Source organism: Oceanibaculum nanhaiense (assembly GCF_002148795.1).
Lineage (GTDB): Bacteria > Pseudomonadota > Alphaproteobacteria > Oceanibaculales > Oceanibaculaceae > Oceanibaculum > Oceanibaculum nanhaiense.
On sequence record NZ_MPOB01000007.1, the window covers coordinates 43,063 to 63,246 of the forward strand.

Below are 20,184 nucleotides of genomic sequence, written 5' to 3' on the forward strand. Positions count from 1 at the left end.
ACATGGCAGATTTTTAAAAAGCGCCATCATGCCGACAAGCAATGCCCGATCCGGCCAGCGAGAGCCTCCGCATACTGGCCTCCGCTAACCGGCACCCGTGCCGCTGTCCGGCGAACAGCGGGGGCATGCGCCATGTTCAAGACTGTCCTTGTTGCCAACCGGGGGGAGATCGCGGCCCGGATCATCCGCACGCTCAGCGCCATGGGCATCCGCTCGGTCGCGGTGCATTCCGATCCCGATCACGGGGCGCTTCATGTGGCGCTGGCTGATGTCGCGGTCCGCCTGCCGGGCGACAAGGTTGCCGATACCTATCTGCGCGCCGATCTGATCATCGCCGCCGCGCGCGCGCATGGCGCCGAGGCGATTATTCCCGGCTATGGCTTTCTGTCGGAAAATGCCGGTTTTGCCGAGGATTGCGCGAAAGCGGGCATCGTCTTTGTCGGGCCGACTCCGGACCAGATCCGCCGGTTCGGCCTGAAACACACCTCGCGCGAACTGGCCGAGGCGGCGGGCGTGCCGCTGGTGCCGGGCACCGGCCTTCTGGGCAACCTGGATGAGGCGCTGGCGGCGGCCGCACAGGTCGGATATCCGGTCATGCTGAAATCGACGGCGGGTGGCGGCGGGATCGGCATGACGCGCTGTGGCGATGCGGCCGCGCTGGCGCAGGCCTTCGAGACCGTGCAGCGCCAGGCGCTGAATTTCTTCAACGATGCCGGGGTTTTCCTGGAGCACTGCATCGATGAGGGCCGCCATGTCGAGGTGCAGATTTTCGGCGACGGCAAGGGTCATGTGGTGGCGCTGGGGGAGCGCGACTGTTCGCTGCAGCGGCGCAACCAGAAGGTGGTCGAGGAAACCCCGGCCCCCGATCTGCCGGCCGCCACGCGCAGCAGGATGATGGAAGCCGCGCAGAGCCTTGGCGCCAGCGTCGGCTACCAGTCGGCGGGTACGGTCGAGTTCATCTATGACCGCGCCCGCGATGCGTTTTATTTCCTGGAGGTCAACACCCGGCTTCAGGTCGAGCATCCGGTGACCGAGGCTGTGCTGGGCATCGATCTGGTGGAATGGATGATCCTTGCCGCTGCCGGCACGCCCCCTGACATGACCCGGCTGCCCGATCCCGAAGGCCATGCCATCGAGGTGCGCGTCTATGCCGAAGATCCGCTTCACGGCTTCCAGCCCTCGGCGGGGGAACTGACCGAAGTCATCTTCCCCGATGATGTCCGCCTTGATGGCTGGGTATCGACCGGCGCAATCGTCTCGCCCTTCTACGATCCGATGATCGCCAAGCTGATCGTCCATGGCGCTACCCGTGAGGCCGCGATCGAAAAGCTGAAACGCGCGCTGGATGCCTCTCGGATCGGCGGGATCGCCACCAATCTCGGCTATCTGCGGGCGATTGCGGAGGCCGGGTTCTTTGTCTCGGGCAAGGTTTCGACCCGGGCGCTGGGGCAACTGGACTATGCACCCAGGGCGGTCGAGGTGGTTGCCCCCGGCACCTTCACCACGATCCAGGATTATCCGGGGCGCACGGAGCTCTGGCATATCGGCGTGCCGCCATCGGGGCCGATGGATGATTATGCCTTCCGTCTTGCGAACCGGATCGTCGGCAATGCGGCGGACGCGGCGGGTATCGAATGTACCCTGTCCGGCCCGGTGCTGAAATTCCATGCCGCCACGACCATCGCCCTGACCGGCGCCAGCGCCGAGGCGACGCTGGATGGCGAGCCCGTTGCGTGGTGGGCACCGGTCGCGGTAAAGGCCGGCCAGCTGCTGTCCATCGGCAAGGCGGAGAGCGGGTGCCGTACCTATCTGGCCATCGCGGGTGGGCTCGATGTGCCGCTCTATCTCGGCAGCCGTTCGACCTTCGTGCTGGGCAAGTTCGGCGGCCATGGCGGTCGTGTGCTGCAAAAGGGGGATGTGGTGCCGCTGGGCACATCGACGCCGCTGCCCGCGGGGCCGGCGCCGGCTGAACTGATACCCGCCTATGGCCGGCACTGGGAGGTCGGCGTGCTGTACGGCCCCCACGGCGCCCCCGATTTCTTCACCGCCGACGCCATCGAGATGTTCTTCGCCACCGACTGGGAGGTGCATTACAACTCGAACCGGCTGGGCATTCGGCTGATCGGGCCGAAGCCGTCCTGGGCGCGGTCGGACGGCGGCGAGGCGGGCCTGCACCCCTCGAACATCCATGACACCGAATACGCCATCGGCGCGATCAACTTCACCGGCGACATGCCGGTGATCCTGACCCGGGACGGGCCGAGCCTTGGCGGTTTCGTCTGCCCCGCCACCATCGCGAAGGCCGAGTTGTGGAAAATCGGCCAGGCCAAACCCGGCGACACTATCCGGTTTGTGCCCATGGCGTTCGACGACGCGCTCGCCCTTGAACAGGCGCAGGATGCCGCCATTGACGGGCTTGCGCCGCTGGCCGCACTGCCCGGCCGTCTTCCGGTTCGGCTGGAGCCGGCGGCCACCGTCTCGGCCACGGTGATCGCCGAACTGCCCGCCCAGGGCGACCGCCCGGCGGTGGCCTACCGGCAGGCGGGCGACAAATATATTCTTCTGGAATACGGGCCGAACGAGCTGGATCTGCGCTACCGTTTCCGTGTCCATGCGCTGATGGAGGCGCTGAAGGAAGATCCGATCCTTGGCATCCTGGAGCTGTCGCCCGGCGTGCGCTCGCTGCAGGTCAACTACGACAGTCGGCTGATCCATCAGAAAACCCTGGTCGAGCGGCTGCTGAAGATCGAGAATCTGCTGCCAGAAATCGCGTCGATGAAGATCATGACCCGAATCCTGCATCTGCCGATGGCATTCGAGGATTCGGCCACCCTTGACGCACAGACCCGCTACCGCGAAACCGTGCGCGCGAACGCCCCCTGGATGCCGAACAATGTGGATTTCATCCAGCGTATCAACGGGCTGCCGTCACGCGAGGCGGTGAAGCGGATCGCCTATGAGGCCAGCTACATGGTGCTGGGGCTGGGCGATGTCTATCTGGGCGCGCCCTGTGCGGTGCCGATCGATCCGCGCCACCGCCTGCTGACGTCGAAATACAACCCCGCCCGCACCTTCACCGCCGAAGGCACGGTCGGTATCGGCGGGGTCTATATGTGCATCTACGGCATGGACAGCCCCGGCGGCTATCAGCTGATCGGGCGCACCGTGCCGATCTGGAACAAGTTCACCAGGAACCCGGTATTCACTGCCGGCGAACCGTGGCTGCTGCGGTTTTTCGACCAGGTGCGGTTCTACGAGGTCAGCGAGGCCGAGCTTGATACTCTGCGCGACGATTTCCGCGAGGGGCGCGCCGCGGTCCGGATCGAGACCGAGGAATTCGACCTTGGTGCCTATCACGCCTTTCTGGAGGCCGAGGGGGACAGCATCGCCGCCTTCAAGGCCAAACAGCAGGAGGCCTTTACCGTCGAGGTGGCCCGCTGGAACGAGGAAGCGGACATCCAGACCCTCGACGAAGACGGGCCGGAGGAGGAGGACGCTGTGGCCGGCGAACTGGTTCTGGCCGAGATCCACGGGTCGGTCTGGAAGGTGCTGGTTGACGAAGGCCAGGCCGTTGTGGCTGGCGAGACAGTCGTCATCCTGGAGGCGATGAAGACGGAAATTCACATTGCCGCCCCGTCTTCGGGCAAGGTGGCCAGAATTCATGCACGCTCCGGCCGTACGGTTGCCACGGGCGACAAGCTGCTTGTGATTGAGGCCTGAAGAGGTGCCGGATGCTGAATGAATTTCCCACGATCGCGTCGCTGCACGCGGCCTATGCGAAGGGGCTGAGCCCGGCGGACCTCGTCGCCGGCATTCATGCGAAACTGGCCGGGATCAACGATCCGGGCATCTTCATCACCCTGATTCCGGAGGAGGAGGCGAAAGCGGCCGCCACGGCGCTTGGCGTCTTCGACCCCGCCAGACCGCTCTGGGGCATTCCCTTCGCGATCAAGGACAATATCGACGTGGCCGGCGTGCCGACGACGGCGGCCTGCCCGGCGTTCGAATATACCCCGGCTGAAACCGCCTTTTCGGTGCAGAATCTTCTCGATGCCGGGGCGATCCTGATCGGCAAGACCAATCTGGACCAGTTCGCGACCGGCCTTGTCGGGGTGCGCACACCCTGGCCGGTGCCGCGCAATTCGATTGACGAGGCCTATGTTCCGGGCGGGTCGAGCGGCGGTTCGGGGGTCGTGGTGGGCCATGGGCTCGTCAGTTTTTCGCTGGGCACCGACACCGCGGGGTCCGGCAGGGTACCGGCCGGGCTGAACAATATCGTTGGGCTGAAACCGTCTCTGGGGGTCATTTCCGATCACGGCATGGTGCCGGCCTGCCAGACGCTCGACACGATTTCGATCTTTGCCGGCACGGTCGGCGATGCCGAGGCAGTCTATCGCGTGATGGGCGGTTATAACCCTGCTGACCCCTGGTCGCGCGACATCCCGATGGCCCTGAAACCCTCGGCAGTACCTGGCGGCCTGCGCGTCGGCATTCCCGATGCCGCCAGCCGCAAATTTGCCGGCGATGCGCTGTCCGAGGCGGCGTTCGATGCCGCGCTGGAGGATGTGAGGGGGCTCGTCGCGGTTTCTCCTGTGCCGGTCGATATGACGCCGCTGTTCGATGTGGCAAACCTGCTCTATTCCGGTCCCTGGGTGGCCGAGCGCTACCAGGCGATCCGCCCCATCATCGAAAAGATGCCGGGGGCGCTGCATCCGACCACGCTGAAGATCATCGGCGGGGCGGTGAACTATTCGGCGGCGGATGCCTTCGCGGGCATGTACCGGCTGAAGGAACTGGCCCGGAAGGCCGAACGTCTCTGGCGCGATATCGATGTTCTGATCGTGCCGACCTATCCGCGCCCCCGCACCCGCGCCGATCTGGATGCCGATCCCATCGGCCCGAACAGCGAGCTGGGCACCTACACGAATTTCGTCAATCTGCTGGATTTGTGCGCCATCGCGGTGCCGTCGCGCTGGCGGGCGGATGGTTTCCCCTCAGGCGTTACGCTGATCGCCCCGCAGGGGCGCGATGCTCTGATTTCGGCGTTTGGCGCCAAGCTCCATGCGGCGGCCGGGATCGCTATCGGGGCGACAAACACCCCGGTTCCATCGCCGGCGGAAGCCGCGCCCGCCGCCGGGCCGGACGAGATCGAAATCATGGTGGTCGGTGCGCATCTGTCGGGCATGGCGCTGAACCACGAGCTGATCAGCCGCCAGGCCCGTTTCCTGCGCGCTGTTGCGACGAAACCCGATTACCGGCTTTTCGCGCTCGCAGGCGGCCCGCCCTTCCGCCCTGGACTGATGCGTGTGGCCGCGGGCGAGGGCGTTGCCATCGACACCGAGGTCTGGGCCCTGCCCGCCGGGGCTTTCGGCAGCTTCGTCGCCGGTGTGCCATCGCCGCTGGGTATCGGCACCACACAACTGGCCGACGGCACCACGCCGAAAGGCTTCATTGTCGAGGCTGAAGGGCTGAAGGGCGCAACCGATATCTCCCATTTCGGGGGCTGGCGCGCCTATATGGCAGCGGCGAGTAAATAGGGCCGGCCGAAACAGCGCCGGGCGGCAATCGCAAATCCTGTCCAGAAACCAATAAATGCCGCCAATGCAATGTCTTGGCGGCGTTCGTCTGTCCGGGGCGTGGCCCTCTCCGGCAGGCACTATGCCTTGAGGCCCTTGTGCCGGACGGCCTGTGCCATATACTATACCGGAGTATATAGAGGGGCCTGTGAAGCGGTCATGCCGAACGATCCGGAAGACAAGAAGCGCGTGCTGGTCCGCGTCCGCCGCATTCGCGGGCAATGTGAGGCGCTCGAGCGCGCGCTCGATTCCGGGGCGGATTGCGGGCCGGTGCTGCAGCAGATCGCGGCCGTGCGCGGCGCCATCAACGGGCTGATGGCCGAGGTTCTGGAAACCTATATTCGCGAGGAATTCCCCGATTCCGGGGAGGGACCGGAAGCCCGGGGGAGTGAACTTCTCTCCCTCGTCAGGAGTTACCTGAAGTGAGGCCGCGCCCGCCCTTGACGAGAGCCGTTCTGTCAGACAGCCAATAAATGAAGCCAGTGAATGGAGACCGCATCATGAAATCCCGCGCCGCCGTTGCCTTCGGTCCCGGAAAGCCGCTCGAAATCGTCGAGATCGACGTCGCCCCGCCTAAGGCGGGCGAGGTGCTGATCCAGGTCAGCCATACCGGCGTATGCCATACCGACGCCTTCACCCTGTCGGGCGAGGATCCGGAAGGCCTCTTTCCCTGCGTGCTGGGGCATGAGGGCGCTGGCATCGTGTTGGAAGTCGGGGAGGGTGTCACCTCGGTGAAGCCGGGCGACCATGTGATCCCGCTCTATACCGCCGAATGCGGGAAATGCGAATTCTGCACCTCGGGCAAGACCAATCTGTGCGTCGCGGTGCGCGCGACGCAGGGCAAGGGCGTCATGCCTGATGGCACCACGCGGTTCTCCTATAAGGGCGAGCCGGTCTATCACTATATGGGCTGCTCCACCTTCAGCGAGTACACGGTCGTGGCCGAGGTGTCGCTGGCGAAGATCAACCCGGAGGCCAATCACGAGCAGGTCTGCCTGCTGGGCTGCGGCGTGACCACCGGCATCGGCGCGGTGCACAACACCGCCAAGGTGCAGGAAGGCGATTCGGTCGCGGTGTTCGGGCTGGGCGGCATCGGCCTCGCGGTCATTCAGGGCGCGCGCCAGGCCAAGGCGGGGCGGATCATCGCCATCGACACCAATCCGGGCAAGTTCGAGCTGGCGAAGCAGTTCGGCGCCACCGACTGCGTCAATCCGAAGGACCACGACAAGCCGATCCAGCAGGTCATCGTCGAGATGACGGGCTGGGGCGTCGATCACTCTTTCGAATGCATCGGCAATGTGAATGTCATGCGCGCCGCGCTGGAATGCGCGCATCGCGGCTGGGGCCAGTCGGTCATCATCGGCGTCGCCGGCGCCGGGCAGGAAATCTCCACCCGTCCGTTCCAGCTGGTGACCGGCCGGCGCTGGCTGGGCACCGCCTTCGGCGGGGTGAAGGGCCGCAGCCAGCTGCCGGGCATGGTCGAGGATGCGATGAAGGGCAAGATCGAGCTGGCCCCCTTCGTCACCCACACCATGGCGCTGGAGAAGATCAACGACGCCTTCGATCTGATGCATGAGGGCAAGTCGATCCGCTCGGTGGTCCACTACTGAACCCATAACCGACCGGCTGCGCCCAAGGAAACGATATGGAACTCACCGAAAGCCACCTCATCTGCGGCGGCACGCAGACCGTCTGGCGGCACGAGTCCAGCACGCTCGGCTGTGAGATGACTGTCGCCGTCTATGTGCCGCCTCATGCCGAGGGGGCACGGCTGCCGGCAATCTACTGGCTGTCGGGCCTGACCTGCACCGAGCAGAACTTCATCACCAAGGCCGGCGCGCAGCGCTATGCGGCCGAGCATGGAATCGTTCTGGTGGTGCCGGACACCAGCCCGCGCGGCGGGGATGTCGCCGACGACCCGGCCTATGATCTGGGCAAGGGGGCGGGGTTCTATCTGAACGCCACGCAGGCCCCCTGGTCCGCCCATTACCGCATGTATGATTATATCGTCGAGGAACTGCCGGCGCTGATCGAGGCGCATTTTCCGGTGAGCGACAGGCGCGGCATCATGGGGCATTCGATGGGCGGGCACGGCGCGCTGGTCATCGCGCTGCGCAATCCGGGCCGCTACGCGGCGGTTTCCGCCTTTTCGCCGATCGTGGCGCCGTCGCAGGTGCCCTGGGGCCGCAAGGCGTTCACCGCCTATCTGGGCGAGGACGAGGCAGAATGGGCGGCCTATGACGCGACGGCCCTGCTGGAAGGGGCAAAGGAGCGGCTGCCGATCCTGATCGACCAGGGCGAGGCCGACGATTTCCTGGCAAAACAGCTGAAGCCGGAGATCTTCGCTGCGGCGGCGGCGCGCCTCGGTCATCCGCTGGAGCTGCGGATGCAGCCCGGCTACGACCACAGCTATTATTTCATCGCCAGCTTCATCGGCGACCATATCGCCCATCACGAGAAGTCGCTGAACGGCGGTCGCTGAACGGGAAGCCGGCAGCGGCCCCCAGTCCATGATCTGACGGTCATACGCCTATGCCTGAAAAGGGCGTTGCACCTGCCTGAAAGTCTAAGCAGACTTCCCCGGATCGGGCGTGTGCATCCGCACGGCCCTGCCACATATCTCCCGACCGGATGAGGCCCATGATGAGCGCCCGAAACGACATGCCCTATTGGTGGGAAGCGGCCGAGCCTGCGGAAGCGGCAACCGGCGCGCCGCCTGCCAGGGCCGATATCGTGATCGTCGGCGGCGGCTATACCGGCATGGGGGCCGCGATTCCGCTGGCGCGGGCCGGCCGCGAGGTCGTCGTGCTGGAGCGCGACCGCCCGGGCGATGGCGCGTCCAGCCGCAATGGCGGTATCACCAGCGGCAATATCCGGCATTCCTTTTCCAGCCTGATCGAGAAATACGGTCTGGAGCAGGCAAAGGCGTTCTATGCCGAAGGCGTCGTCGCGCGCCAGGAACTCTATGACTTCATCGAGGCCGAGAAGCTCGACTGCGATTTCCAGCCGACTGGGCGCTTCAGTGGCGCGATGCGGCCGGAAATCCTGGACACGATGAAACGGGAAATGGCGCTGCTGCACGAGCATGTCGGCATCGAGCCGACCATTGTCGAGCGCCAGGACGTGCATGATGAGATCGGCTCCGATCTCTATCATGGCGGCGTGCGCCGCGCCGATATCGGCGGCATCCACCCGGCCAAGCTGCACCGCGAGCTGCGCCGTGTTGCCGAGGCTGCGGGGGCAGGCATCTATAGCGGCATCGGCGTCACCGATATCCGCTGTATTGGCAGCGCGTTCGAAGTGACGACCCCGAAAGGCAGGATCCAGGCGGCGCATGTCATCGTTGCCACCAACGGCTACACCGACAAGGGCCTACCCTGGCTGCGCCGCCGGCTGGTGCCGGTGATTTCCGAAATGATCGCGACGGAACCGCTCAGCCCGAACCTGATGCAGAGCCTGATGCCGAAGCGCCAGATGCACGGTGAGACCCGCCAGCTCGGCTATTATTATCGGCCATCGCCCGATGGCAAAAGCATCCTGCTGGGCGGCCGGCGCTATGCCAGCGATGCCGATGCGGCGCGCGAGCGGCTGCGCCAGGGGCTGATCGAAATTTTCCCGGAACTGAACGATGTGAAACTGTCACACCACTGGTTCGGCTTCGTCGCCTTCCCGATGGACCAGCTGCCGAAGCTGACGGTCCATGACGGCGTCGTCTATGCCACCGGCTTCTGCGGCTCCGGCGTGGTCTGGGCGCGCTGGATGGGCATGAAGGCGGCGGCCCTTGTACTGGAGAAGGAAGAAACTTCTGCCTTCTACAGCGACACGCTCCGCCGTATCCCCTTCTATAACGGCAAGCCCTGGTTCCTGCCGGTGATGATGAACTGGTACAAGCTGAAGGACCGCCTGACCGGCACCATGAAGTAGCCGCCGTCGGTCGCCACGGTTACGACGGGTCTTCCTGTCCGCCGTTCAGCATGTCGTAGAGCAGTCCCAGCGCCGCATTGTCGAGATCAGCATGGCCGGCATTGCACAGACCGGTCATCAGCTGGTGCGCGAGCCCGGTCGCCGGCTGGTAGCGCCCGTAATGCGCGCCGACCGCAGTGGCGATTCCCAGATCCTTCTTCATCAGCGCGGCGCGGAATCCGCCTTGCAGCGTGCCTTCCAGATAGCGCAGCCCGTGGCCTTCCAGCACGCCGCTGCGTCCGGTCCCGGTGGAGACCACCTCGCGCATCAGCTTCGGGTCGATGCCGGCGGCGCGGGCGATGCCGACGGCCTCGCACACCCCCATCAGATTGATTGCGACCATCAGCTGGTTGCAGGCCTTCAGCGCCTGTCCGGCGCCCTGCGGGCCGACATGATGGATGTTCTTGCCCATTGCCGCGAAGGCGGGCCGGGCGCGCTCCACCACGGCTTCCTCGCCGCCGATCATGATGGTTAGCGTGCCCTCATCCGCGCCCTTCTTGCCGCCGCTGATCGGCGCGTCGAGGAAATCCGCCCCCGCATCTTTCAGCCCGGCGGCGATCTCCTGCGCCTCGAACGGCGCGATGGTCGAGCAATCGACCAGCAGCCCGCCTTTCCAGCCATCCGCTGCCAGCCCGTCCTCGCCAAGGGCGACACCGCGCACGGCGGCGGCGTCCGGGACACAGGAAATCACCAGCTTGCACTGCGCCGCCAGGGCCTTCGGCGTGTCGGCGATCGCGGCGCCCAGTGCCTTGAAACTTTCCGCCTTGGCCGCGTCGCGAGTCCAGATTGTCAGCGCGAATCCCGCCTTCAGCAGGTTGCGGGCCATGCCATTGCCCATCACGCCAAGGCCGATGAAACCGATCTTTTCAGCCATGAGATTGCTGTCCTCCCTCTACGGTCCTGAGATGCCGGTGCGCTACGCGTCGGCAGGCTACCGGTTGATAAACTAGACCCTATCAGCGCAGGATCGACCCGTATCGGCTCAACCGTGGTGGGGGGCGTCAGATCTGCTTGTACATGATCGTGGTCGCGTCCAGCCGGTCGCTGGCGACATCGCGGGAAAAGCCCGGGATGATGCCAGCGGTGCGGTAGCCGAGCGCCGTGTAGAGCGGCTCCGCCTTGTCGCCGGTGCGGGTGTCCAGGGTTATGAGGCTGCGGCCGCGTGCGCGGGCCGCTTCCTCCAGCGCCAGCATCAGGGACCGGGCGATGCCGAGGCGGCGGCAATCGGGGTGGACGATCAGCTTGTTCACCTCCGCCCGGTGCGGCTGGTTCGGCGGCGTGTCGAGATTGAGCTGCACCGATCCGGCAAGACGCCCCTCATGCCGGGCGACGAACAGGACCCGGCTGCCATCGGCAAGGCCGGGCTGTACCTTGCGCCGCCAGAAGACTTCACTGTCGCCGATCCCGAAGGGCTGCACGAAGCTGATGCTGGCCCCGGCGGCAACACAGGCATGCAGCAGATCAGCCAGTTCGCCCAGGCGGTCTGCAAAAATCTCGGCTGAAAGGGTGGAGATTTCGGTCTGCCCGGTGGCCAGCATGGGTGCCCTCATAGAATAAAGATCAGATAGCGCGCGCCGCTGTGTGGCGGCGTGGCGAAGACGCTGGCCCCGAACAGCTGGTAGCGCAGACAGTCGCCGGGTTGCAAATCGTGGGTGCGCTCGCCGAGCGTGACGGCCAGCACCCCTTCCAGCAGCACGATATGGTGTTCCAGCCCCGGACGCGGCGGGCGGTCATAGGCAATCCGTGCGCCGGGGGCGAGCCTGCCTTCCAGCACTTCGCCGGCCAGAGATTGTGCCGGCGGCGAGACCGAGCGCCGGTGGAATCCGCTTTCCGCATCGTGCCAGACCGGCTGCCCCGCGCGCGGCACCAGCGGGGCGAACTCCGCCTCCACCAGATGCATCAGCCGGGACAGGGTCAGGCCATAGGCGGCGCAGAGCTGCCCCAGCACCCTGGCGGTCGGGCTGACCTCGGCCTTTTCCAGGCGTGACAGGGTGGCACGGCTGATGCCGCTGCGCGCGGCCGTCTCGTCCAGTGTCCAGCCGCGCTCGCCGCGCAGGGCGCGCAGGCGCTGCGCAAGCCGGTCCTCGATGGTGTGGGTATCGGTGAGAGTGCTGTCCATATAAGAGAAAATTTCTCAAATATGGATTTCGGTCAAGCGGGAATCGCTTTCGCAAGGCGCTTGACGCCGCGCGCCACACTCGATTTTAGTAAAATTCATTATTTCGACCGGCAGCATCTGGACGAAGAGGTTGATGGCATGCGGGTGGCGCGGTTTCTGCTGGCGGTCGGATATCTGGTGGTGGCGGCCGGGGCTGTCGGCTTCGCGGCCTATAGCATCCAGTCCGAACGGGCGCGGCTGGAGCAGCGCATCAACGAGCAGGCGGTGCAGGTGCGGGGGCGTGTCGATTATATGATCGGCACGGCGAAGGTGCTGGTCGAGCTGATGCAGAAGCTGGCCATCGATTACCGCGCCAGCCGGCCGGATTTCTCACCGCCAAGCGATCTCTATCTGGGGCTCCGGGAGGAGCCGGATGGCCGCTATCATCTCGACATGTCGTCGCGCGGCATCAATCCGCTGGATATCGGCAACCTCACCGGCCTTGGCGGGCTGGAAGGGCGGGGCGACGGTTTCCTGGCGGAAGTCGAGATGGCGTTGTCGCTGCACACGGTATTCCGGCTGGCGGCGGAACGGCTGCCGAATATCCCGTGGATCTATTACGTCTCGGCCAGCCGTTTCGAGTTCGTCTATCCCTGGGTGCCGTCGGCTGAGCTGACCTATGCCGACGAGGATCTGGAGAAGCCCTATTTCCAGCTCGGAACGCCGGCACTCAACCCGTGGGGAGCCGAATATTTCACGCCGGTCTATGAGGATGATGGCGGCCGGGGGCCGGTCGCCACCATCGGCCGCCCGGTCTATATCGACGAACGCTTCGAAGGTATCGTCGCGGTGGATATCACGCTGGATCATCTGCTGCGGCTGCTGAATGGGTTCCCGGTCGATTATGGCTATCTGAATCTGGTGCCCCGTGGCGGGGGCCGGTTCTGGTTTGACAGCCGGCCCTTGGCGCAGGATACCAGGCTGATCGACCTGACCCGCGCGCCCTGGAGTCTGGAGCTGACGCCGCCGCCCGGCGGATATACCGTGCAGGTGGTTCAGGAAAGCGCCATTCCGATCACCGCATCGGCCCTGATCCTCCTCATGCTGGGCGCCTTCGAATGGCGCCGCCGCGTTGCCGCCAGGATCGAGGCGCAGCGCCAGGCCCTGGCCGAGGCCAATGCCGAGCTGCAGGTGGCGCGGCGCCAGGCCGAGGCGGCGACCGAGGCCAAGTCCACATTCCTCGCTTCCATGAGCCACGAAATCCGCACGCCGATGAATGGCGTCATGTCGATGGCCGAATTGCTGGACCAGACGCCACTGACCGACGAGCAGCGCGGGATGAGTGCGATCATCCGGCAATCCTCGGCGGCCCTGCTCGGCATCATCAACGACATTCTGGACTTCTCCAAGATCGAGGCTGGCAAGCTGGATATCGAGATGCTGTCCATCGACCTGTCGGAGATCGTCGAGGATGTCGGCGACCTGCTGGCGTTGCGGGCGGAGGAGAAGGGGCTGCATCTTGTCGTCGATATCGACCCGCGCCTGCCGGGCCGACTGCAGAGCGATCCGACGCGGTTGCGCCAGATCCTGCTCAATCTCGGCGGCAATGCCGTGAAATTCACCGAGGACGGATATGTCGTCATCCGCGTGGCCCTGCCGGATGACGCCGTGCCGGCCGCCGGTGACACCGTGCCGGTCCGGCTTGAAATCATTGATAGCGGCATCGGGCTGACGCCGGAGCAGCAGGGCAGGCTGTTCCAGCCCTTCATGCAGGCCGACAGCTCGACTGCACGGAAGTTCGGCGGCACCGGTCTTGGCCTGTCGATCTCGCACCGGCTGACGGAAATGATGGGCGGGCGCATCGGCGTGGACAGCGAAGCCGGCAAGGGATCGGTGTTCTGGGTCGAGCTGCCGATGCCGGTCATTGAGGCGGCAGCACCCCGGCCGGAAGTGGATATCGCCGACGCCCGGCTGGCACTGGTCGGCCTGCCGGCACCGCTCAACGCCGCCATCGCCGGCTACATGCGGTTCGCCGGGGCGCCGGCACCGCACGCTTACCCGGATGGCGCGGCCGCGCTGGCGGCGCTGACCGGCGCCGACCCGCAGGCCGATCTGGTGCTGATCGAGGCGGCGCTGCCGGACATGCCGGGCTTCGCCCTTGTCCGCGCGCTGCAGGGGGCGCCGGGCGAGGCTGGCCCCAGACTGGCGCTGGTGGCCTCCCGCCGGCTGTTCTCGACGATCTCGGAGGCGGAACGGCGCGGCCTGCTGGTCACGCTGCTACATCCGCTGCGGCGGGCCCGGCTGTGGAATGCGGTCGCTGCCGCCATGGGGCGGGCGGCCTTGCAGACGCGCGGACACATGTTGGCCGGGGCCGAGGAAATGCAGCCGCCGACGCTGGACGAGGCGCGGGCGGAGCAGGCGGTGATTCTGGTCGCGGAGGATAATCCGACGAACCAGACGGTGATCAGCCGGCACCTGTCGCGGCTTGGTTATGCGCATGAGATCGCCGCGAACGGCCGGCTGGCGCTTGAGCGGCTGGAGGCAGAGACCGGCTACGGGCTGCTGCTGACCGATTTCCACATGCCGGAGATGGATGGCTTCGAACTGACCGCCGCGATCCGCGCGAAAGAAGCGCCGGGGTCAGCACCCCTGCCCATCGTCGCCCTGACCGCTGATGCGCTGGCCGGTACCGAACAGCAATGTTTCGAGGCCGGCATGAATGGCTATCTGACGAAGCCGATCAACAGCGCGGCGCTGGCCCGCATGTTGGAGGAGATGCTGCCGCAGGCACAGCCGCTGCGCCGGCCGAAAAGCACCGATGCGCCTTCTTCCCCTCCGGTGGCGGCAGCACCTGCCATCGATCCGGACATATTGTCGCTCGACCGGCTGGCGGAGAGCTTCGGCGCGATCGATGACGAGGCCATCGCCTTCCTGCGCCGCTTCGCCGAGGACGTGCCGGCGCGGCTGGTCCGGCTTGATGCCGCCCTGCAGGCCGGCGATGCCACCGCCGCGCGGCATGAGGCGCATGCGCTGAAGGGGGCGGCCCTTTCAATCGGGGCGACGCGCCTGGGGCTGACGGCATCGGACCTGCAGGATGTGCTGGATGCCGGTGATATGGACACAGCGGAACTGCTGGCATCGTCATTGCCGGACAGCGCTGAGGAGTTGCAAGCCGTCGTGGAGAGGCTGGGTTGAAAATGCCAGGGAGAACAGGGTGAGCGTCAATTTCGGAGCGTTGAAGATCGTCATCATCGAGGATGAGGATTTCATCCGCGTGCTGATCCGGCGGCTTTTGCATCAGCTGGGAGTCGAGCTGATCTATGAGGCGAAGGAAGGCGGCGAGGGGCTGAAGGAGGTGGTGCGCACGCGCCCCGACATCGTGTTCTGCGACATCCATATGGAGCCGGTGGACGGACTCGCCTTCCTTACCAGGCTGCGGGCGCTGCCGATGGGGCTGGTGAAGGACACGCCGGTCGTGTTCCTGACGGCGGACGCGCAGCAGGAGACGGTGATGAAGGCGAAAAAGCTCTGGGTAAATGGCTATCTGGTGAAGCCGGTTTCCCTGCAATCCATCGAGAAGCGGATTGTGAGCCTGTTGGCTAGTTAGGGATTCTCCTTGTTTTCACGACGCCCGCCCGGCCCTGAGCGCAGCCTTGCAATAAAATCGCAGGGGGTATGCAGAAAGGGGGTGCGCGACGAGAAATGCTACATTAGCATGTCATCGCTCCTTACAGTTTCCGTGCTGGAATCTGGGGGCATTCACTCGAACCACAATCGAGGGGGAGGTTCTCATGAAAGAACGGGAACTCAGGGGGCTTATCAACAAGGTCAAGCACGGCAAGCTGTCACGCCGTGGGTTCATTTCACGCATGGTCATGCTGGGGCTGACCGCCCCGCTAGCGAGCCAGATGCTGCTTTCCGCCGGTGTTGCGCAGGCGAAGAGCGCCATGGAATACAAGCCGACCAAGGCGGGTGGTGGCGGTACGCTGAAACTGCTCTGGTGGCAGGGGCCGACGCTGCTGAACCCGCATTTTGCGGTTGGAACCAAGGATCAGGACGGTTCGCGCATCTTCTACGAGCCGCTGGCCGCCTGGGCGCCGGACGGTACGCTGATACCGATTCTCGCGGCGGAAATCCCGACCCGCGAGAATGGCGGCCTGTCCGAGGACGGCAAGTCCGTCACCTGGAAGCTGAAGCAGGGCGTCACCTGGCATGACGGCAAGCCGTTCACCGCCGACGACTGTGTGTTCAACTGGGAATATGGCCGCGATCCGGCGACCGCCTCGGTGACCAGCGGTACCTACCGCGATGTCGAGGTGGAGAAGGTCGACAGCCACACCGTGAAGGTGATGTTCAAGAAGCCGACGCCGTTCTGGGCCGATGCCTTCGTCGGCAACCGCGGCTGCCTCATCCCGAAGCATCTGTTCGCCGAATATGCCGGCGCGAAATCGCGTGAGGCGCCGGCCAACCTGGCGCCGGTGGGCACCGGGCCGTTCAAGTTCGTCGAGTTCAAGCCGGGCGATCTGGTGCGCGGCGAGCGCAACCCGAACTACCATGTTTCCAACATGCCCTATTTCGACGCCATCGAGATGAAGGGCGGCGGCGATGCCGTGTCAGCGGCCCGCGCGGTCATCCAGACCGGCGAGTACGACTATGCCTGGAACATGCAGGTCGAGGATTCGATCCTGAAGCGGCTGGAAGATGGCGGCCGGGGCAAGGTCGTGGTCTTCGAAGGCGGTTCCATCGAGCATATCCAGCTGAACAATACCGATCCCTGGACCGAGGTTGAGGGCGGCGAGCGGTCCAGCATGAAGACCAAGCATCCGTTCCTGACCGATCCGGCCGTGCGGCAGGCGCTGAACCTGCTGGTCGATCGCCAGTCGGTGCAGGATCATATCTATGGCCGCGGCGGCGTTGCCACCCGCAACTTCCTGAACAATCCGCCGGCCTTCCGCTCCAAGAAAACCACCTTCGAGTTCAATATCGAAAAGGCCATCAAGATTCTGGAGGATGGTGGCTGGAAGGTCGGCAGCGGCGGCATCCGCGAGAAGGATGGCAAGCAGCTGAAGATGGTCTATCAGACCTCGATCAACGCGCCGCGCCAGAAGAACCAGGCCATCGTGAAACAGGCTTGCCAGAAGGCGGGCATCGACCTTGAGCTGAAGTCGATCACGGCGTCCGTGTACTTCTCTTCCGATGTCGGCAATCCGGACACCTACACGAAGTTCTATTGCGACATCCAGATGTACACCACGGGCCAGCCGCAGCCCGATCCGGCGCTGTTCATGAACCAGTTCACCACGTGGGAGATCGCCACGATGGAGAACAAGTGGCAGGGCCGCAACATCACCCGCTGGTACAATGAGGATTACGACAAGCTGTACCGCGAGGCGGAGGGTGAACTGGACCCGGTGAAGCGGGCGGCCCTGTTCATCGCCATGAACGATCTGGTGATCGAGAACGTGGTCAATATTCCGGTCATCTATCGTCCCGGCGTTGCCGCGGCCTCCAACAAGCTGCACTGCCAGCCCAGCGGCTGGGACAGCAGCCTGTGGAATGTGAGGAGCTGGTACCGCGACGCCTGAGAAGTCCATATCCGGACGGGGCCGGCCATAAAGGCCGGCCCTTCTTCCCGATTCTCTGCCGCTGCGGAGTGACCCGAACGTGAGTCAGTATCTTATCCGCCGTCTTTTGGTGGCGTTGCCAAGCTTGCTTGGAATCAGCATCGTGCTGTTCACCGTGCTGGCCCTGGCACCGGGCGATCCCTTCGAGGAACTCGCCACCAATCCGAACATTCCGCCGGAAGTCCGCGCCAATCTGCGAGAGCAGTTCGGCCTCGACGATCCGGTGTGGGAACGCTATGTACGCTGGCTGTTCGCCATGCTGAATGGCGACTGGGGGTTCTCCTTCGTCAGCCGCGTCGATGTCGATGTGCTGATCCTGCAGCGCCTGCCGGCGACCCTGATCATCATCGGCCTGTCGCAGGTGCTGGCGCTGGCGATTGCGCTGCCGGTCGGCGTCTATTCCGCGACCCGGCCCTATTCGGTGTTCGACCAGGTTGCCAATACGCTGGCCTTCATCGGCTTCTCCCTGCCAACCTTCTTCACCGGCCTGCTGTTCATTCTGATCTTCTCGATCTATCTGGACTGGCTGCCCTTCGTCTACAGATCGGATGTGGAGGCGACAGGCTTTGCCTGGCTGTGGGAGCATTTCAAGCAGTCGATCATGCCGATCGCCGTGCTGGGGCTGTTCCAGGGGGCGTCCTGGACGCGCTTCGTGCGTTCCGCCGTGCTCGACGTGATCCGGCTGGATTACGTCACTACGGCGCGGGCCAAGGGGCTGCGCGAACGCATCGTCGTCGTGAAGCATGTGGTGCGCAACGCGCTGATCCCGGTGGTTACGCTGGTGGCCCTGCAGATGCCCATCGTGTTCGGCGGCGCCATCGTGACCGAGCAGATCTTCCGCATCCCCGGCATCGGTTCGCTGCTCATCAGCGCCATCCTGGCGAACGACACGCCGGTCATAATGGCGGTGACCTTCGTGTTTGCCTGTCTCGTCATTCTCTTCAACCTGATCGCGGACCTGCTCTATGGCTGGCTCGACCCCCGTATCTCCTACCGCTGACGCGGTCGTCCCGGCCGTGGCCAGGGCGAAGCACATCTCGCCGGGCCTGGAGGCCTGGCGGCGGTTCCGCCGTCACAAGCTGGCGGTGGTCAGTGCCGGCATCCTGATTTTCATGGTGCTGGCGGTGCTGGTCGGTCCGTTCTTCTGGACCGTGCCGATCAACGAGATCGATTTCTCCTCGCAGCTCGAAGGCCCGTCCTGGGCACACCCGCTGGGCACCGACGATCTCGGGCAGGATCTGCTGTCCCGCATGCTCTATGGCGGGCGTATCTCGCTGGCGGTCGGTCTTGCCGCCATGATGGTCGCTGTCTTCGTCGGCACCCTGGTCGGGGCGATCGCCGGCATTGCGCGCGGCAGCGTCGATACCGCGCTGATGTGGCTGACCGACCTGTTCCTGTCGTTGCCGCAGCTGCCGCTGCTGCTGCTGGTGATCTACCTGTTCCGCGATACGCTGAAGGAGATCGCCGGACCGGAGGTCGGCGTGTTCATCCTGATCGTCATCGTCATCGGCGGCTTGCGCTGGATGCCGGTGGCCCGGCTGGTGCGCGCGCAGTTCTTCTCCCTGCGCGAGAAGGAGTTCGTCGAGGCGGCCCGGGCGCTCGGCGCCTCCACGCCGCGCGTGGTGGTGCGCCACATCCTGCCGAATTCGCTGGGGCCGGTGATCGTTGCCGGCACCATCGATGTGGCGGCGGCGATTATCGCCGAATCGACGCTGTCCTTCCTTGGCCTGGGGTTCCCGCCGGACATCCCGACCTGGGGTCGGCTGCTGTATGACGCCAAGGATTATCTCGATTTCGCGCCGCATTGGGCGATCTTTGCCGGGGCGGCGATCTTCCTGGCGGTGCTCACCATCAATTTCATTGGCGACGGGCTGCGCGACGCGCTCGACCCGCGCAAGGTCATGTAGGGAGTTGCCGAGGATGACCGAACCGGCTGCGGGCGGCGACGCCCTGCTGCGCATTCGCGGGCTGAAGACCCATTTCAAGACCGATGATGGCTGGGTCCGCGCGGTGGATGGCGTTGATCTGACGCTGAACCGGGGCGAGACGCTGGGCGTGGTCGGCGAATCGGGCTGCGGCAAGACCGTCACCGCCATGTCGGTGCTGAAGCTGATCCCGATGCCGCCGGCCAAGATCGTCGAGGGGGAAATCCTCTGGCAGGGCCGCGACATCGTGAAGCTGGATGCCGACGAGATGCGCAAGATCCGCTCGAAGGAGATTGCCATCGTCTTTCAGGAGCCGATGACCAGCCTGAACCCGGTCTATACGGTGGGCGAGCAGATTGCCGAGGTGGTGCGCCTGCACGAGAATCTCAGCCGCCGCGATGCGATGGACAAGGCTGTGGAGATGCTGCGGCTGGTGAACATCCCGACGCCGGAACGAAGGGTGCGCGACTATCCGCACCAGTTTTCCGGCGGCATGCGCCAGCGCGTGATGATCGCCATGGCGCTGTCCTGCAATCCGCAGCTGCTGATCGCCGACGAACCGACCACGGCGCTGGACGTGACGATCCAGGCGCAGATTCTCGATCTGCTGGCCGAGATGAAGGAACGGCTCGGCATGGCGGTCATGCTGATCACCCATGCGATGGGTGTGGTCGCCGAGGTGACGCAGCGCGTCGTCGTCATGTATGCCGGCAAGGTGGTGGAGGAGGGGCCGGTCGAGCGCATCTTCGCCAACCCGCTGCACCCTTATACGCAGGGGCTGATCCGCTCGATCCCGCGCATCGATCTGGCCGCGGTGAAGAAGACACGGCTGGAGGCGATCGCCGGCACCGTTCCCAGCCTGCTGAATCCGCCGGCCGGGTGCCGTTTTGCCGCGCGCTGCAAGCAGGTGCGGCCGGAATGCACGGTGGAACTTCCGGTGCTGCGCGAAATCGAACCGGGCCACAAGGTGGCCTGCATTCTTTACTGATCCGGGGGAT

The 20,184-nt window shown here is 65.0% G+C and carries 15 protein-coding genes; 12 read left to right on the top strand and 3 right to left on the bottom strand.

Annotated features, from left to right (window positions below; all coding sequences use genetic code 11):
• The first annotated feature begins 132 nt into the window (after positions 1-132).
• The 6 genes from uca to BKM74_RS13505 all read left to right on the top strand — a co-directional run bounded on the left by uca (position 133) and on the right by BKM74_RS13505 (position 9,500).
• The gene (gene uca / locus BKM74_RS13480; protein ID WP_086466230.1) at positions 133-3,720 is read left to right on the top strand and encodes an urea carboxylase; all 3,588 of its coding nucleotides are present in this window, start codon (positions 133-135) and stop codon (positions 3,718-3,720) included.
• Positions 3,721-3,731: 11 nt separating this feature from the next.
• The gene (gene atzF, locus BKM74_RS13485; RefSeq protein ID WP_086466231.1) at positions 3,732-5,537 is read left to right on the top strand and encodes an allophanate hydrolase; all 1,806 of its coding nucleotides are present in this window, start codon (positions 3,732-3,734) and stop codon (positions 5,535-5,537) included.
• Between the two features lie 198 nt (positions 5,538-5,735).
• Positions 5,736-6,002: a metal/formaldehyde-sensitive transcriptional repressor gene (locus tag BKM74_RS13490; RefSeq protein ID WP_086466232.1), complete on the top strand. Its 267-nt coding sequence runs from the start codon at positions 5,736-5,738 to the stop codon at positions 6,000-6,002.
• A gap of 74 nt (positions 6,003-6,076) precedes the next feature.
• Entirely contained in the window at positions 6,077-7,186 is a 1,110-nt protein-coding gene (locus BKM74_RS13495) for an S-(hydroxymethyl)glutathione dehydrogenase/class III alcohol dehydrogenase (RefSeq protein ID WP_086466233.1), read from the top strand.
• A gap of 35 nt (positions 7,187-7,221) precedes the next feature.
• Positions 7,222-8,058 (top strand): S-formylglutathione hydrolase, encoded by an 837-nt coding sequence (gene fghA, locus BKM74_RS13500; RefSeq protein WP_086466234.1) that lies wholly within the window; start codon positions 7,222-7,224, stop codon positions 8,056-8,058.
• Between the two features lie 158 nt (positions 8,059-8,216).
• Positions 8,217-9,500: an NAD(P)/FAD-dependent oxidoreductase gene (locus BKM74_RS13505; protein WP_217895486.1), complete on the top strand. Its 1,284-nt coding sequence runs from the start codon at positions 8,217-8,219 to the stop codon at positions 9,498-9,500.
• 19 nt (positions 9,501-9,519) lie between these two features.
• On the opposite strand, the gene BKM74_RS13510 is transcribed toward BKM74_RS13505, so the two are convergent.
• The 3 genes from BKM74_RS13510 to BKM74_RS13520 all read right to left on the bottom strand — a co-directional run bounded on the left by BKM74_RS13510 (position 9,520) and on the right by BKM74_RS13520 (position 11,658).
• Entirely contained in the window at positions 9,520-10,413 is an 894-nt protein-coding gene (locus BKM74_RS13510; RefSeq protein ID WP_086466236.1) for an NAD(P)-dependent oxidoreductase, read from the bottom strand.
• Positions 10,414-10,540: 127 nt separating this feature from the next.
• Complete coding sequence (locus BKM74_RS13515) at positions 10,541-11,077, bottom strand: GNAT family N-acetyltransferase (RefSeq protein ID WP_086466237.1); 537 nt, start codon at positions 11,075-11,077, stop codon at positions 10,541-10,543.
• Positions 11,078-11,085: 8 nt separating this feature from the next.
• Positions 11,086-11,658: a helix-turn-helix domain-containing protein gene (locus BKM74_RS13520; protein ID WP_086466238.1), complete on the bottom strand. Its 573-nt coding sequence runs from the start codon at positions 11,656-11,658 to the stop codon at positions 11,086-11,088.
• A gap of 60 nt (positions 11,659-11,718) precedes the next feature.
• On the opposite strand from BKM74_RS13520, the gene BKM74_RS13525 reads away from it, so the two are divergent.
• From BKM74_RS13525 to BKM74_RS13550, 6 genes are all read left to right on the top strand, one after another.
• A complete protein-coding gene (locus tag BKM74_RS13525; RefSeq protein WP_176342536.1) occupies positions 11,719-14,832 on the top strand; it encodes an ATP-binding protein in 3,114 nt (1,037 codons plus the stop codon).
• 19 nt (positions 14,833-14,851) lie between these two features.
• On the top strand, positions 14,852-15,244 hold the full coding sequence (locus BKM74_RS13530) for a response regulator (RefSeq protein WP_086466240.1): 393 nt from the start codon (positions 14,852-14,854) through the stop codon (positions 15,242-15,244).
• A 184-nt stretch (positions 15,245-15,428) separates the two neighbouring features.
• The gene (locus BKM74_RS13535) at positions 15,429-17,222 is read left to right on the top strand and encodes a peptide ABC transporter substrate-binding protein (RefSeq protein WP_086466241.1); all 1,794 of its coding nucleotides are present in this window, start codon (positions 15,429-15,431) and stop codon (positions 17,220-17,222) included.
• A gap of 79 nt (positions 17,223-17,301) precedes the next feature.
• Positions 17,302-18,261 (top strand): ABC transporter permease, encoded by a 960-nt coding sequence (locus BKM74_RS13540; protein WP_086466242.1) that lies wholly within the window; start codon positions 17,302-17,304, stop codon positions 18,259-18,261.
• Positions 18,227-19,168 (top strand): ABC transporter permease, encoded by a 942-nt coding sequence (locus BKM74_RS13545; protein WP_086466243.1) that lies wholly within the window; start codon positions 18,227-18,229, stop codon positions 19,166-19,168. The genes BKM74_RS13540 and BKM74_RS13545 overlap by 35 nt, the downstream gene beginning before the upstream one ends.
• 13 nt (positions 19,169-19,181) lie before the next feature.
• On the top strand, positions 19,182-20,174 hold the full coding sequence (locus BKM74_RS13550) for an ABC transporter ATP-binding protein (RefSeq protein ID WP_086466244.1): 993 nt from the start codon (positions 19,182-19,184) through the stop codon (positions 20,172-20,174).
• Positions 20,175-20,184: the final 10 nt, after the last annotated feature.

What these genes read in the sequence shown, in the direction of transcription:
- uca (WP_086466230.1), top strand. Translation starts at nt 133, where the DNA reads ATGTTCAAGACTGTCCTTGTTGCCAACCGGGGGGAGATCGCGGCCCGG.
- atzF (WP_086466231.1), top strand. Translation starts at nt 3,732, where the DNA reads ATGCTGAATGAATTTCCCACGATCGCGTCGCTGCACGCGGCCTATGCG.
- BKM74_RS13490 (WP_086466232.1), top strand. Translation starts at nt 5,736, where the DNA reads ATGCCGAACGATCCGGAAGACAAGAAGCGCGTGCTGGTCCGCGTCCGC.
- BKM74_RS13495 (WP_086466233.1), top strand. Translation starts at nt 6,077, where the DNA reads ATGAAATCCCGCGCCGCCGTTGCCTTCGGTCCCGGAAAGCCGCTCGAA.
- fghA (WP_086466234.1), top strand. Translation starts at nt 7,222, where the DNA reads ATGGAACTCACCGAAAGCCACCTCATCTGCGGCGGCACGCAGACCGTC.
- BKM74_RS13505 (WP_217895486.1), top strand. Translation starts at nt 8,217, where the DNA reads ATGATGAGCGCCCGAAACGACATGCCCTATTGGTGGGAAGCGGCCGAG.
- BKM74_RS13510 (WP_086466236.1), bottom strand. Translation starts at nt 10,413, where the DNA reads ATGGCTGAAAAGATCGGTTTCATCGGCCTTGGCGTGATGGGCAATGGC.
- BKM74_RS13515 (WP_086466237.1), bottom strand. Translation starts at nt 11,077, where the DNA reads ATGCTGGCCACCGGGCAGACCGAAATCTCCACCCTTTCAGCCGAGATT.
- BKM74_RS13520 (WP_086466238.1), bottom strand. Translation starts at nt 11,658, where the DNA reads ATGGACAGCACTCTCACCGATACCCACACCATCGAGGACCGGCTTGCG.
- BKM74_RS13535 (WP_086466241.1), top strand. Translation starts at nt 15,429, where the DNA reads ATGAAAGAACGGGAACTCAGGGGGCTTATCAACAAGGTCAAGCACGGC.
- BKM74_RS13545 (WP_086466243.1), top strand. Translation starts at nt 18,227, where the DNA reads ATGGCTGGCTCGACCCCCGTATCTCCTACCGCTGACGCGGTCGTCCCG.
- BKM74_RS13550 (WP_086466244.1), top strand. Translation starts at nt 19,182, where the DNA reads ATGACCGAACCGGCTGCGGGCGGCGACGCCCTGCTGCGCATTCGCGGG.